The organism is Ruegeria sp. CF1 (assembly GCF_056537445.1).
Genome location: NZ_JBQFRN010000001.1, coordinates 390,315 through 403,372, shown reverse-complemented (window position 1 = coordinate 403,372; position 13,058 = coordinate 390,315). Strand labels below are relative to the sequence as shown.

Sequence of the window (13,058 nt, the reverse complement as noted above, 5' to 3'; positions counted from 1 at the left end):
TCATATCGTGAGACAGGCCGTCCTTTTTGGGGCGGCCTTTTTTGTCCGAACCTCGGGCACATATATAGCTAAAAACCAGCCAGAGAGATCAGATGACCGACTCACAGATCCCAGACGATGACAGCCTGACCCGTCAAGGCTATGTCGCACCGCACAGCGCCGAGTCGATTCTTCTGATCGCATGCGGTGCACTGGCCCGCGAGATTCTGGACCTGAAAGAACGGAACAGCTGGGATCACATGGCACTGACTTGCCTGCCCGCCATTTTGCATGTGCACCCGGAAAAGATCACGCAGGCGGTCGAGGATGCGGTTGCCAAGCATCGGGGCTCATACGACCGCATCTACGTTGTCTATGCCGATTGCGGAACCGGTGGCTTGTTACAGGCAGCATGCGAGCGGCTGGGGGTCGAGATGATCCAAGGGCCCCATTGCTATTCCTTCTTCGAGGGCAATCTTGCCTTTGCAGCGCATGGCGACGATGAAACCACCGCTTTTTATCTGACAGATTTCCTTGCGCGGCAGTTTGATGCGTTTGTCTGGAAACCGCTGGGTCTCGACCGGCATCCTGAATTGCGAGAGATGTATTTCGGCAATTACACCAAGCTCGTCTATCAAGCACAAACTGATGATCCCAACCTCACTCGCCGCGCGCAGGAGTGCGCTGATCGGATGGGGCTGGAGTTCGAGCGTCGGCAAACCGGTTATGGCGATCTGGAAACCACGCTTGCTGACTGGGCAGCGCGCAAATCCACCTAAAAGTCAGGCGCTGGCCAATGCCACTTCGCGAATACGTTCTATCATAGCGCGTAACCCGTTCGAACGTTGGGCAGACAAATGATCCTGCAACCCCAGTCGCGCGAGTTCTCCACCGGCATCAACACTGGGCACCTCGGCCACCGGCAAGCCGTTATACAGGCTACGAAGAACCGCAATCAGGCCCCGAACAATCAGGGCATCGCTGTCACCGTCAAAGCGGAATTGACCGCCCTCAATGCTTGGATGCAGCCAGACCTGACTGGCGCAACCATTCACCTTGGTCGCAGGGACTTTGAATGCATCATCCAGAGGCTCCATCGCTTTGCCCTGCTCGATCACATGGCGATAGCGGTCTTCCCAGTCCTCCAGGAACTCGAAATCCTCGACTATCTCTTCGAAGGCTGGCGTTGCCATATCGGGTCCGTCCTTGCGTTACGCATTCACAATTGTGAACTATGCTCAGCGCTACCGACTGTCCAGTCCCCAGCGTGGCTTTTCAAACGATCGAATTTGCGTTAACCCGATGCAGGTAAAGTTGCACAAAGTACTGGGTCCATGCACAAAACTCTGCCTGTTCTGATGATCTTCACAATGGCTCTGTCCGCTTGTAGCAACTGGAGCAACTCAAGCGCGAATCCATCGAACTGGTTTGGCAGCAGCACACCCAGCCCATCCGAAGTATCAGCCGATGACGCCAATGCATTGGTTCCCGAAAATGCCGACAAAAAAGGCCTGTTCGAGCGTCCGGACGCCGAGGATAACAGCGTTCCAATCGCCGTGATCAACGAATTGCGGATCGACCCAACCTCGACGGGCGCAATCATCTATGCGGCTGGCACAGCCATTCGACAGGGTGCGTTCAACGCACAGCTCGCGCGCGTAAGATCTGAAGAACTCAGCAAAAATGGCGTTATGGAATTCACCTTCCGCGTGGATTACCCGGACTACGCCACTGCGCAGGGCACCGAACGGTCGCGGATGGTTTCAGAGGCCGTCAATGTAAGCCGGAAAGAACTGGAAGGTATTCGTTTAGTTCGGGTCAAAGGCCAGCAGAACGCGTTGGAATCCCGTCGCCGTTAAAGCGAGATAACCTGCACGGCCTGTCCCTTGGCGGCCAAAGCAATCTTGCCTTCGCAAAGCTTCAGCGCGTCCTCGCCAAAAACCTCGAACCGCCAACCAGACATGGCGGGAACTTCTCGTTCGCCTGCAGCGATCTGATCCAATTCCGCGCTGGAGGCGATCAATTTTGCGGCAACGCCTGCGCTTTCGGTCTTTGATTTCAAAAGAACGCGCAGCAAATCTGCAAGTGCAGGGTTGACCTTCAGCTTGTCGCGGCTGTTGTCAATTTTCGGCAATCGGTCTTGCGGGCAACCTACGCCCCGTTTTACCGCCTCCAGAATGCCTTCTGCGATCGCCCCTTTGCGCGCTTCGCGCAGCAACAAGCGCGATCCGCCCAGATCAGAGGGCGTCTTGGGCTTGGTCGAGGCCATCTCGATCAACGCATCGTCTTTGAACACACGGCTTCGTGGCACATTGTTCTCTTGCGCATAGGCCTCACGGAACTGCGCCAGCTCTCGAACCACGGCCAGAAACTTGGCAGAGTTGGTCCGCGTTTTGACCCGCCGCCACGCCTCTTCCGGGCGAATGTCATATGTCTCGGGTCGGGTCAGTATGCGAAGCTCTTCTGCGACCCAGTGATCCCGGCGCGACTTCTTAAGTTCTGCAGCCAGTTGCTCATAGATTTTCCGAAGATGGGTTACATCTGCCAGTGCGTATGTTTTCTGCGCATCCGTCAGAGGGCGCCGTGACCAATCGGTGAAGCGAGAAGTTTTATCGACCCCTTCCTTGCAAATCTTCCGGACCAGAGTCTCATAGCCAACCTGTTCACCAAAACCGCAGACCATCGCAGCGACCTGAGTATCAAACAACGGAGTCGGAAAGACGCCCGCGTCGACCCAAAAAATTTCAAGATCCTGCCGCGCGGCGTGGAAAACCTTGACCACGCTTTCGTCGCTGAACAGCTGGTACAAAGGCTCCAGCGACATGCCGTCAGCCAATGGATCAACCAGAACGGCGCTGTCTTCATCTTCCGATGGCACCGCAAGCTGCACCAGACAGAGTTTCGAATAATAGGTCCGTTCGCGCAGAAATTCGGTATCTACAGTGACATAAGGATATTGTGCAGCAGCCGAGCAGAATGCGGCCAGCTCTTGCGTCGTCGTCAGGGTTTTCATGCGCGGTGCTGTTCTTGCTTTTGGTTATTGTGACTGCCCGTGCCGTCCTCGTCCCGAGCGATATGCGACCATAAGACGAATAACCTTTGCGTGTAAATCACCCCGCCGCGTTAGGGCAGAAGAACTGGGTCTTTGTTGCCCATACAATAACGGCGAAGCACGGCAGGGTAGAGTTTGTGCTCCCAGGTCAACACGCGGGCGGCGAGCTCCTCAGGCGTGTCCCCTACCCGTACACCCACGCGCGCCTGACCCAGAATCGGTCCGTCATCCAACGCGGCAGTAACTTCGTGAACGGTGCAGCCATGTTCGGCGTCGCCTGCTTCAATGGCGCGGGCATGGGTGTTCAAACCCTTGTACTTAGGCAAAAGCGATGGGTGGATGTTCAGCATCCGGCCCTGGAAACGCGATACAAATTCACCCGTCAATACACGCATGAAACCGGCCAGACAGACAACATCCGGCTGGGCTGCCATAAGCGGTTTAAGCAGTTCTGCCTCAAACGCAGCGCGATCTTTGCCAAAGGGCTTGTGGTCGACGGCTGCGGTCGGAATTCCGCGCTGTGCAGCTTTCTTCAGCCCTCCGGCATTTGCATCGTTCGACAATACCAGACATGGCCGACCGGGATGATCGCCATTCATGCTGTCGACCAGCGACAGCATGTTCGATCCGCCCCCAGAGATCAGGATCGCGACGCGCTTGTGGCTCACAGCAATTTGCCTGAATAGGCCACACCCGGCGCTGCGGTGACCGTTCCGATGCGCGCAACGGATTCGCCTGCCTCTGCAAGCAGTGTTGTAAGATCATCTGCCTGATCTGCAGCGCAGACAACAATCATGCCGATGCCGCAGTTGAAGGTCTTCAACATCTCGGACTCGGCGATGCCACCGGTCTCGGCCATCCATTTGAACACAGGCGGCAAGTCCCAAGCACTCAAATCAATCTCGGCCCCGAGCCCTTCGGGCAATACGCGCGGCAGATTTTCGGTGAGGCCGCCGCCGGTTATATGGGCAAGCGCGCGAACGCCGCCAGCCCGGATCGCCTGCAGCGCTGGTTTCACATACAGCCGCGTGGGGGTCAGTAGAGCCTCACCCAAGGTTCCGCCACCGAAAGGCGACTCTTCCTCCCAGCCCAAGCCCGAGATCTCGACCAGCTTGCGCACCAGCGAATAGCCGTTGGAATGCACCCCGTTCGAAGCCAGCCCCAGCAGGACATCACCCTGTTCAACGCCCTCGGGCAATGCGGTCCCGCGTTCCATGGCGCCAACCGAGAAACCGGCCAGATCGAAATCGCCGTCAGGGTACATACCCGGCATCTCGGCGGTTTCACCACCAATCAGGGCGCAGCCAGATTGGACACACCCCTCGGCAATTCCTTCGATAATCCGCGCGGCAGTATCGGTGTCCAGCTTACCGGTGGCAAAATAATCCAGGAAAAACAGCGGCTCAGCACCTTGGCAGATCAGATCGTTGACGCACATCGCCACCAGATCGATTCCCACGCCATCGACAACGCCGGTATCAATTGCGATCCGCAGCTTGGTGCCCACACCATCGGTTGCGCCCACCAGAACCGGGTCTTGATAGCCAGCCGCTTTCAGGTCGAACAGAGCGCCAAATCCGCCTAGCCCACTCATCACGCCCGAACGGTTGGTGCGCTTGGCCGCAGGCTTGATCCGATCGACCAGAGCGTTGCCTGCATCGATATCCACACCTGCGTCTGCGTAGGTGATTCCGTTCTTGCCCGCTGTCATGGCCAATCCCTCATGAGTGCTTTGCGCGCGGGTTATTCGATTGTGGGCCATGTTGCAACGGTCAGGCTTGACGCGGGCTGCCATCGTGATACCCAAGGCGGCACGGTGGGCCTGTAGCTCAATTGGTTAGAGCAGAGCGCTCATAACGCTTTGGTTGGGGGTTCGAGTCCCTCCGGGCCTACCAATTCACCGTCCAATCACGATATCCGCGCATAATCCGCCCAGCCTTTCGCTGCTGCCCAGTCGCAGAATACCACCATGTACGCGGGCGATATCGGCAACAATCGCAAGGCCCAAACCCACGCCGGTGCCCTGATTCTGGTTTCGCGCCGGATCAAGTCGCGTGAAGGGTTTGACGGCCTCGGTGCGTTGTTCGATCGGGATACCGGGGCCGTCATCTTCAACCCGAATGCGTAGTGACTTTGGCGTCATCGAAAGGCTGACCTCGGCGCGTGAACCATAGCGATTCGCGTTTCCAATCAGATTCTCTACTGCCCTGCGCATGGCCGATGGGCGCAGCATTGCCGTTCCACGCCCCTCGACCGAGATTAGTTCAACGTGCTGGCCCGCGCGCTGTGCATCGTCAACGATTTGGCTCAGCCAGTTTTCGGGTTCAATCTCTTCGGGTGCGCTCTCTGCAGCGCCACGCGAGAAGTCCAAGAATGCATCCAGCAGCGATTGCATCTCGTCCACGTCTTGCAACAACGGTGCGGCCTCGTCCTCGGGCAACATAGCTAATCCAAGTTTCAGACGCGTCAGAGGTGTGCGCAGATCGTGGCTGACCCCCGACAACATGAGCGTGCGCTGCTCAATCTGCCGCTCGATTCGGGCGCGCATGTCAACGAAGGCATTGCCCGCAGCGCGTACCTCAATTGCACCACCGGGTGAATAAGGCACGACCCGCCCGCGACCAAAGGCCTGCGCCGCGTCCGCAAGGCGCGTGATCGGGCGCAACTGATTGCGCATGTAGAGAAACGAGATCGTTGTCATCAGAGCCGCAAAGAACACCATCGTCACAATCAGCTGATGCGGTGCAGTCGGCGACAGGCGTCGGCGATCAAACTCTAGCTCAAGCATGCCCAGATTGGTTGCCAGAAAAAGACTCACTTCCTGTCCATTTGGCAGAGCCACATACTGGGTTTCAGGCAACAAGCTGCGCATTTCCGCATCCACCTGCGGGGCAATGAAATCGTACCATCGACGCGGACTGTTTTTCGGCTCTTCATTCGGCGGCAGAAAGCGGGCGGTCATGTTCAAGACCGACAAGTCCTGCCGCGCAGCTGCCAATGCCTGCTGCTGGGTTTCCGCACCCTCCATCACGTCCAGCACCAGTGTCACCTCGCGCGCCGCCGTGCGGGTCATCTGGGCGGTCACTTCTTCAAGATGTTTTTGCAAAAAGGCAATCGCCACCACCAAAAGCACGACAATGACCGGCAGTACCAGAATGAGTGCGGCACGCGCATATAGGCTACGCGGCATATAGGGTTTGAGCCATTGGGTCGACATGCGCTAAACCTAGCGGGCTGCCCGGGCAAGAGGAAGAGGTCAGAATGCAAGCCCCCGACGATTTCAACCCTCTCCCTGGACAGGTTGCCGTGCTCACCCCGGGACTTAGGCGCATTCTTGCGCCCAATCCCTCGCCAATGACTTATCGTGGTACGAATACCTACCTTCTGGGCGATGAGGACATTGCTGTCATCGACCCTGGGCCATTGAGTGATACCCATATGCAAGCCATAGTTGATGCGCTGGAACCCGGGCAGCGGATCAGCCACATATTTGTTACGCACACCCATCTGGATCACTCGCCTTTGGCCGCCCCGCTCGCATCCCGCACCGGCGCTCCGGTTCTGGCTTTTGGTGGTCCGCAAGCTGGACGCAGCGAAGTCATGACCGAGTTGGCCCAGAACGGGCTTGCCGGAGGTGGTGAGGGAATCGATGCCGATTTCCGCCCTGATATCGAGCTTGAAGACGGTGAACGCGTCGCGGCAGAAGGCTGGCAACTCGAAGTGATCCACACACCCGGCCATCTGGGCAACCATATCGCGTTGGCCTGGGGGGATGTCTGCTTTACGGCTGATCACGTCATGGGCTGGGCCAGCTCTCTGGTCTCGCCCCCGGACGGAGACCTGACGGATTTCATGGCAGCCTGTCGCCGCCTGCGTGCGCGCGAGTGGTCGGTTTTTCATCCGGGCCATGGTGCCCCTATCACGAATCCTGCCAAGCGCCTGGATTGGCTGATAGACCACCGATTGCAGCGGGAATCACAGATACTCGACGCCCTGGAAAATGGCCCAGAAACGGCCCAACAGCTTGCCCAGCGAATCTATATCGAAACCCCCGCCGCGCTGCTTCCCGCGGCCGAGCGTAATGTCTTCGCCCATCTGGTTGATCTGACCGGCAGATCCCGTGTAGCGCCCTTGGGGGATCTGTCAGTTGCGTCTCGTTTCAAGCGCATCGCGTGAATCGGAAAAAATTGACGGCCCGTGCGCTTCCCCTCTGGACGCCGAAAATACGGGTTGTTATACGCCCCTCAGTTCCGGCGTAGCTCAGCGGTAGAGCAGTTGACTGTTAATCAATTGGTCGTAGGTTCGATCCCTACCGCCGGAGCCAAATCACACCAAATTCTTCATAATTAGCTACGTGAGCCACGGCGAAGTTTTTTCGCAGAAAAAACTCCACTACCCCACTGGACGCCGCAATTTGAGGTTGCTATACGGCGCGGACCGTTCCGGCGTAGCTCAGCGGTAGAGCAGTTGACTGTTAATCAATTGGTCGTAGGTTCGATCCCTACCGCCGGAGCCATTCTTCCCAGACTGGCACTTATCCCATCAGCGCATCACTGAAATCCGAGCGCAACGTGCGTTTCAGGACCTTTCCGGTCGCGTTAAGGGGCAAGGCATCAACGAACACGACCTTGTCGGGTACCTGCCATTTTGCGATTTTGCCGTCGAAGAATGCCAACAAATCCTGCTCGGTCGGTTCTTCGCCCTCGGCCTTCACTGCTACCAAAAGCGGGCGTTCGTCCCATTTCGGATGCGGCACGCCCACAACGGCAGCCGTCGCTAGTTGAGGGTGTGCGACCGCGATATTCTCCAACTCGACAGAGCTGATCCATTCACCCCCCGATTTGATGATGTCCTTCGATCGGTCGCGGATGGTCATGTACCCATCCGGGTCCAGTGTGGCAACGTCGCCAGTCGCGAACCAGCCATCCTGCAACAAGGCCTCATCCTGCATGTGGAAGTAGCTGTCCAGCACCCAATGGCCGCGCACCATCAGATCGCCCTGCGTTTCACCGTCATGGGGAAGATCTCTGCCATCATCATCGACGATTTTTAGTTCAACCCCAAAGGGCGGGCGGCCTTGGTTTTCGCGCAGCTTGTGCTGTGCCTCCATGGGCATGTCCAGATGTTTGGCCATCGGATAGTTCGTCGTGCCCAGCGGGCTCATTTCGCTCATGCCCCAGGCGTGGACGGTATCGACGCCATAAGTTTCGCGGAACGTTTCAATCATTGAGGGCGGGCATGCCGCACCACCGATTACAGTACGATTGAGGCTTTTCAACTTGGTCCCGCATGTCGCGGCATGGGCCAGCAGACCTTGCCAAATGGTCGGTACGCCCATCGCCAGCGTGACACCATATGTGTCGATCAGATTGACCAATGCCTCGCCATGCAATCCCGGCCCCGGCATCACCATTCGCGAACCAGACATAGCGCTGGCATAGGGCGAGCCCCAAGCGTTGACGTGGAACATTGGCACCACCGGCATCACCACATCCATGGCGGAATAGCCGATTACGTCGCGCGTGTTCGACGCGAAGCTATGCAGAACTGTAGAGCGGTGGGAATAGAGAACGCCTTTGGGGTTCCCAGTGGTACCCGAAGTATAACAGAGGCTGGAGGCAGTGTTTTCATCAAAGCTGGGCCACGCGTAGTCTGTATCACCGGTTTCAATCATCTCGTCATAAAAAACCAACCCCGGCACCTGAGACAGCGCAGCCTCGTCCCGCGCACCCATCAGCACATAGTACTGCACCTCAGTCAGATGCTCTTGCAGCGCGGCGACCAAAGGCAGGAAGGTCGCATCGAAAAACAGGACCCGGTCCTGCGCGTGGTTGATGATATAGGTTAGTTGCTCGGGAAACAGACGCGGGTTGATCGTGTGGCAGACAAAGCCCGCGCCGGACACCGCATAGTAGATCTCAAGGTGGCGGCGGTTATTCCAGGCCAGCGTGCCCACGCGATCCTGCGGTTGCAGCCCCAGCTTTTCCAACGCCGAAGCCATCCGTCGGGCGTTCTGCGCGATCCCGGACCAATTGGTCTCGGTAACGGTTCCGTCCGTCTCGACCGAGATAATCTCGGTCTGCCCGTGATAACGTTCAGCATGTTCAATAAGCGACGAAATCAGCAAAGGCTGCGTCATCATCTGTCCCAGCATGGACATTCCTCCCATCGTCAGCGCTTGGCCGCGCCGTTATGTCTTGGCAACAACCCTGCCAAGAATTCAATTGTCTGACAATAAGAGAGTGCGGCAGGGTGCCGCGTCAACCGCGATGTCGCAAGGCGTATCCAACCAGCGCCGAGGTCGAGCCATCTTTGCCTTCGGCGCTGACCTCACCGTCCACGATCGGCCCAAGTGACGTTGCCAATTCCTTGCCCAGCTCAACACCCCACTGATCGAACGAGTTGATTCCAAGCAGCACGCCTTCGACAAACACACGGTGTTCATAAAGCGCAATGATTTGACCCAGCACAAACGGGGTAAGCTGCGGATAGATCAGCGTGGTTGACGGGCGGTCGCCCGAAAACACACGATGGCGTGCCTGACGCTCCAACTCGTCGCCTGTCAGGCCCTTTTCGGCCATGCGTGCGCGTGCAACATCCAGCGACCGACCCCGCATTAGCGCTTCGGACTGGGCCAAGCAATTAGCCAATAGAAGGCGATGATGATGGGCCAGTTCCGGCTCATGCCCGTTTGCTGCAACCATGAATTCGCAAGGAATCACATCGGTGCCCTGATGGATCAACTGATAAAACGCATGCTGCCCATTTGTGCCGGGTTCGCCCCAGACAACCGGACCTGAAGGTATGGTCAGCGCGCTGCCATCCATCGCGACGGATTTACCGTTCGATTCCATCTCAAGCTGTTGGAAATAGGCAGGCAGGCGCAGCAGACGCTGATCATATGGCAGAACTGCGCGGCTGGCATGCCCAAGCACCTGACGATGCCAGACCCCCACAAGCGCCAGCATAGCTGGCAGGTTTTCTGCCCATTCGGCGGATTGAAAGTGCAGATCCATCGCCTGACCGCCCCGTAGAAACGCGTCAAACGCGTTCGAGCCAACGGCGATCATTACCGGCAGTCCGACCGGCCCCCAGACCGAGTACCGCCCGCCGACCCAATCCGCGAAGCCAAACACCCGCGACTCGGGAATCCCGAAGGCCTGAGTTTTGTCAACAGCGCTGGAGACCGCTGCGAATTGCCGCGCCGGATCACCACCACCATCGACCATCCAAGCCCGCGCCGTGCGTGCATTGGTCATCGTCTCGATGGTCGTAAAGGTCTTCGAAGCGACAATCACCAGAGTCCGTGTCGGATCAAGCGGGCGCAGCGTATCCGCAATATGCGCACCATCCACGTTTGAGACATAATGCAGCCTTGGCCCGTCGTGATAAGGTGCCAAGGCATGCGTCGCCATCACCGGCCCAAGGTCCGAGCCGCCGATGCCAATATTGACCACATCCGTAAAGCCGCCCCCTGCCCCTTTGATCGCCCCGCCACGCACTTCTTCTGCAAAGACGCGCATTCGCTGCAAAGTGCCCAGTACGTCCGGCATTACATCCTGACCATCGACCTCGACCGGGCCTCCGTCGAGATTGCGTAGCGCGGTATGCAATACAGCCCGGCCTTCGGTTTCGTTGATCTTTTCTCCGGAGAACATCGCGGCCCGACGCTCTGCCAATTCGACTTGATCGCAAAGCTGGATCAGTGCCGCGCGGATATCTTCGTCGATTTGTGTCTTCGAATAGTCAAACAGCAGATCTCCGGCCGAAGCAGAGAAACCCTGCGCCCGGTTTGGATCGGCGTCAAACAGATCGAGTATCCGACGGCCCATCTGTGTGGCTGCGAGTGAGTTCAATTGATCCAGCTGCATCGTGATTACTCCGCCCAATGTACGGTCATGCCGCTGAGCACGGCCGCGATCGGAGCTTCCTCGGGTGGCAGTGACATGGCACGATCCAGGGCATTCCGTTTAGTTTCTCCGAATATGACGAGATGCTTGGACAGAGCGCCGTCCAGAACCGGACCCGTCAGCGTGATACGCGCTTCGGGCTGCACGTCGGTCCGCGCTACCGCCAGTGTCGGGGCGTTGTTGTTCAGAGCAGCAGACAAGCCCTGCATCCCCGGAAAGAGCGAGGCGGTATGCATGTCCTCACCCATACCTAGCACCAGAACCGATAGCGGCAGATGCGGGTTAATCAGGCTTTCGATCTCGGGCAAAACCGCCTCAGGCTCATGTTCCGCAACATAGAGCGGCATGTATTGTGCAATGGATGCGCGACTGGTCAGCAACCGTTCCCGGATCAACCTCTCGTTCGAACGCTCGTGATCACCCGGCACGCATCTTTCATCGGTCGGCAGTATGTGCACACGATCCCATTCCAGATCAGCAGCGCACAATCCATCAAAGATCGGCCCCGGTGTGGTTCCGCCCGGAACGGCCAACGAGACAGTATCATGATGCAGCAATGAAGCCTCAAGGTCTCCGGCCAATGCATTCGCGACATCAATCGCCAGCATGTCGCGATCGGCGTATTCTTTGATATTCATGGATTTATTCCTTGCCAGCGGCGGTGGTCTCGTTTCATCAGCAGCTCGGCGTCGCCCGGGCCGGTGCTGCCGTTTTCATAGGGTTTGGGAACATCACCGCGTGCCTCCCAGCCCGCGATAATCGGATCGGTCCAGGCCCATGCGGCTTCTACTTCATCGCCGCGCATGAACAGGGTTTGGTTGCCGCGAATGACATCCATCACCAGCCGCTCATAAGCGTCGGGTGGATCCTGGTTTTCAGGCCCAAGCGCTTCGGCAAAGCTCATGTCCAGCGGAACGTCAACCAGACGCATGCCTCCCTGCCCCGGCTCTTTAATTGTCACTTTCAAAGTGATGCCTTCATTGGGTTGCAACCGGATCGACAGGGCATTCGCATGACGCCCGGCCTCTTCGCCAAAAATCGAATGCGGAGCATCCTTGAACATCACATTGATGACCGAGGACCGCGCCACCAGCTCTTTGCCCGTGCGCAGATAGAACGGTGTGCCCGCCCAACGCCAATTGCTGATATGCGCGCGCAATGCGATGTAGCTTTCCGTCGTCGACCTTTGATTGCCGACAACTTCACGATACCCCCGGCCATCGGCACCGCCTGCAAACTGACCTCGTACGATATGGTGCGGCTCAACCGAATCCAACGCGCGTATGACCTTGAGTTTCTCATCGCGCACCGCGTCCGGATCAAATTTTGCGGGTGGTTCCATCGCGATCAGACACAAAAGCTGCATCAGATGGTTCTGCATCATGTCGCGCATGGCGCCGGCGCGCTCGTAATACTCTTCACGACCGTCAATGCCGACGGTCTCGGCCACAGTGATCTGAATGTGATCGACATACTGGCTGTTCCAAAGCGGTTCGAACAGCATGTTGCCGAACCGAACGGCCATCAGATTCTGAACGGTTTCCTTACCCAGATAATGATCGATCCGATAGATTTGCCCTTCGTCAAAATGCGCCGCCAGTGTCGCATTCAACGCGCGTGCACTTTCCAGATCGTGCCCAAAAGGCTTTTCGACGACGATACGGGTTTGCGGGGTGGCGAGATTGTGCGTCCTGATTTGTTCTGCCAGCGGGCCAAACAAACGGGGGCCTACCGAGAAATAGAAGGCCCTGATACGATCCGCATTCAGCATTTCGGCCAACTGGGCCCAACCATCTTCGGACAAAGCGTCAAGCGGGACATACTCCACGCGCTGCAGAAAACCGTTCACAGCCTCCTGATCTTTTGCCCGTTTCGGTGCGTGCTGGCGCAACGATTCGGCCACCATCTCGCGAAAGCCATCAACGCTCAGAGCGCCCCGCGCTGCGCCGATGATCCGGGTGGCCTCGGGCCACTGCCCGGCGCAGTAACGCCGAAACAGGGCCGGAACGATCTTGCGCTGTGCCAGATCGCCGGTTCCGCCAAATATGACCAGATCAAATGGGTCAACAGGTATGACACGAGAAACCATGGCTTTTCCTTACCTTGCCGCTTGGGGC

12 protein-coding genes and 3 tRNA genes are annotated in these 13,058 nt (G+C 57.7%); 6 read left to right on the top strand and 9 right to left on the bottom strand.

Annotated features, from left to right (window positions below; translation table 11 throughout):
* The first annotated feature begins 92 nt into the window (after window positions 1–92).
* Window positions 93–758: a DUF1638 domain-containing protein gene (locus tag ACRZ96_RS02030; RefSeq protein WP_480814187.1), complete on the top strand. Its 666-nt coding sequence runs from the start codon at window positions 93–95 to the stop codon at window positions 756–758.
* A gap of 3 nt (window positions 759–761) precedes the next feature.
* Here the strand turns inward: ACRZ96_RS02030 and ACRZ96_RS02025 are convergent, their stop codons facing one another.
* Window positions 762–1,172 (bottom strand): SufE family protein, encoded by a 411-nt coding sequence (locus ACRZ96_RS02025; protein WP_480814186.1) that lies wholly within the window; start codon window positions 1,170–1,172, stop codon window positions 762–764.
* Between the two features lie 141 nt (window positions 1,173–1,313).
* Between ACRZ96_RS02025 and ACRZ96_RS02020 the strand changes: the two genes are divergently transcribed.
* The gene (locus tag ACRZ96_RS02020) at window positions 1,314–1,838 is read left to right on the top strand and encodes a hypothetical protein (protein ID WP_170392961.1); all 525 of its coding nucleotides are present in this window, start codon (window positions 1,314–1,316) and stop codon (window positions 1,836–1,838) included.
* Here the strand turns inward: ACRZ96_RS02020 and rnd are convergent.
* From rnd to purM, 3 genes are all read right to left on the bottom strand, one after another.
* Entirely contained in the window at window positions 1,835–2,992 is a 1,158-nt protein-coding gene (gene rnd, locus ACRZ96_RS02015) for a ribonuclease D (RefSeq protein WP_480814185.1), read from the bottom strand. The two genes, ACRZ96_RS02020 and rnd, sit on opposite strands and share 4 nt — an antisense overlap.
* A 110-nt stretch (window positions 2,993–3,102) precedes the next feature.
* Entirely contained in the window at window positions 3,103–3,699 is a 597-nt protein-coding gene (gene purN, locus ACRZ96_RS02010; protein ID WP_170817811.1) for a phosphoribosylglycinamide formyltransferase, read from the bottom strand.
* Entirely contained in the window at window positions 3,696–4,742 is a 1,047-nt protein-coding gene (gene purM / locus ACRZ96_RS02005; RefSeq protein WP_480705730.1) for a phosphoribosylformylglycinamidine cyclo-ligase, read from the bottom strand. Before purM ends, purN begins: the two co-directional genes overlap by 4 nt.
* A gap of 107 nt (window positions 4,743–4,849) precedes the next feature.
* On the opposite strand from purM, the gene ACRZ96_RS02000 reads away from it, so the two are divergent.
* Window positions 4,850–4,926 (top strand) — tRNA-Ile (locus ACRZ96_RS02000).
* Between the two features lie 2 nt (window positions 4,927–4,928).
* Here ACRZ96_RS02000 and ACRZ96_RS01995 read toward each other — a convergent pair.
* Window positions 4,929–6,248, bottom strand: a complete 1,320-nt coding sequence (locus ACRZ96_RS01995; protein WP_170421844.1) for an ATP-binding protein — start codon at window positions 6,246–6,248, stop codon at window positions 4,929–4,931.
* Between the two features lie 44 nt (window positions 6,249–6,292).
* Between ACRZ96_RS01995 and ACRZ96_RS01990 the strand changes: the two genes are divergently transcribed.
* The 3 genes from ACRZ96_RS01990 (at window position 6,293) to ACRZ96_RS01980 (ending at window position 7,547) form a co-directional block, all read left to right on the top strand.
* Window positions 6,293–7,207 carry an MBL fold metallo-hydrolase gene (locus ACRZ96_RS01990; protein WP_170421846.1) on the top strand — a complete coding sequence of 305 codons (915 nt, stop codon included), beginning with the start codon at window positions 6,293–6,295 and terminating at the stop codon, window positions 7,205–7,207.
* 73 nt (window positions 7,208–7,280) lie between these two features.
* A tRNA-Asn gene (locus ACRZ96_RS01985) sits at window positions 7,281–7,355 on the top strand.
* A gap of 117 nt (window positions 7,356–7,472) precedes the next feature.
* Window positions 7,473–7,547, top strand: a tRNA-Asn gene (locus ACRZ96_RS01980).
* A gap of 18 nt (window positions 7,548–7,565) precedes the next feature.
* On the opposite strand, the gene ACRZ96_RS01975 is transcribed toward ACRZ96_RS01980, so the two are convergent.
* The 4 genes from ACRZ96_RS01975 to zwf all read right to left on the bottom strand — a co-directional run bounded on the left by ACRZ96_RS01975 (window position 7,566) and on the right by zwf (window position 13,030).
* A complete protein-coding gene (locus ACRZ96_RS01975; RefSeq protein WP_480704937.1) occupies window positions 7,566–9,185 on the bottom strand; it encodes a long-chain-fatty-acid--CoA ligase in 1,620 nt (539 codons plus the stop codon).
* A 106-nt stretch (window positions 9,186–9,291) separates the two neighbouring features.
* Window positions 9,292–10,902 carry a glucose-6-phosphate isomerase gene (gene pgi, locus ACRZ96_RS01970; protein ID WP_480704939.1) on the bottom strand — a complete coding sequence of 537 codons (1,611 nt, stop codon included), beginning with the start codon at window positions 10,900–10,902 and terminating at the stop codon, window positions 9,292–9,294.
* 5 nt (window positions 10,903–10,907) lie between these two features.
* The gene (pgl, locus tag ACRZ96_RS01965; RefSeq protein ID WP_480704941.1) at window positions 10,908–11,579 is read right to left on the bottom strand and encodes a 6-phosphogluconolactonase; all 672 of its coding nucleotides are present in this window, start codon (window positions 11,577–11,579) and stop codon (window positions 10,908–10,910) included.
* Window positions 11,576–13,030, bottom strand: coding sequence for a glucose-6-phosphate dehydrogenase (gene zwf, locus ACRZ96_RS01960; protein WP_480814184.1), 1,455 nt, complete (start codon window positions 13,028–13,030; stop codon window positions 11,576–11,578). Before zwf ends, pgl begins: the two co-directional genes overlap by 4 nt.
* Between the last annotated feature and the right edge of the window lie 28 nt (window positions 13,031–13,058).

Excerpts from the sequence above, each read along its gene's own strand:
- ACRZ96_RS02030 (WP_480814187.1), top strand. The coding sequence starts at position 93 with ATGACCGACTCACAGATCCCAGACGATGACAGCCTGACCCGTCAAGGC.
- ACRZ96_RS02025 (WP_480814186.1), bottom strand. The coding sequence starts at position 1,172 with ATGGCAACGCCAGCCTTCGAAGAGATAGTCGAGGATTTCGAGTTCCTG.
- ACRZ96_RS02020 (WP_170392961.1), top strand. The coding sequence starts at position 1,314 with ATGCACAAAACTCTGCCTGTTCTGATGATCTTCACAATGGCTCTGTCC.
- rnd (WP_480814185.1), bottom strand. The coding sequence starts at position 2,992 with ATGAAAACCCTGACGACGACGCAAGAGCTGGCCGCATTCTGCTCGGCT.
- purM (WP_480705730.1), bottom strand. The coding sequence starts at position 4,742 with ATGACAGCGGGCAAGAACGGAATCACCTACGCAGACGCAGGTGTGGAT.
- ACRZ96_RS01995 (WP_170421844.1), bottom strand. The coding sequence starts at position 6,248 with ATGTCGACCCAATGGCTCAAACCCTATATGCCGCGTAGCCTATATGCG.
- ACRZ96_RS01990 (WP_170421846.1), top strand. The coding sequence starts at position 6,293 with ATGCAAGCCCCCGACGATTTCAACCCTCTCCCTGGACAGGTTGCCGTG.
- ACRZ96_RS01975 (WP_480704937.1), bottom strand. The coding sequence starts at position 9,185 with ATGCTGGGACAGATGATGACGCAGCCTTTGCTGATTTCGTCGCTTATT.
- pgi (WP_480704939.1), bottom strand. The coding sequence starts at position 10,902 with ATGCAGCTGGATCAATTGAACTCACTCGCAGCCACACAGATGGGCCGT.
- pgl (WP_480704941.1), bottom strand. The coding sequence starts at position 11,579 with ATGAATATCAAAGAATACGCCGATCGCGACATGCTGGCGATTGATGTC.
- zwf (WP_480814184.1), bottom strand. The coding sequence starts at position 13,030 with ATGGTTTCTCGTGTCATACCTGTTGACCCATTTGATCTGGTCATATTT.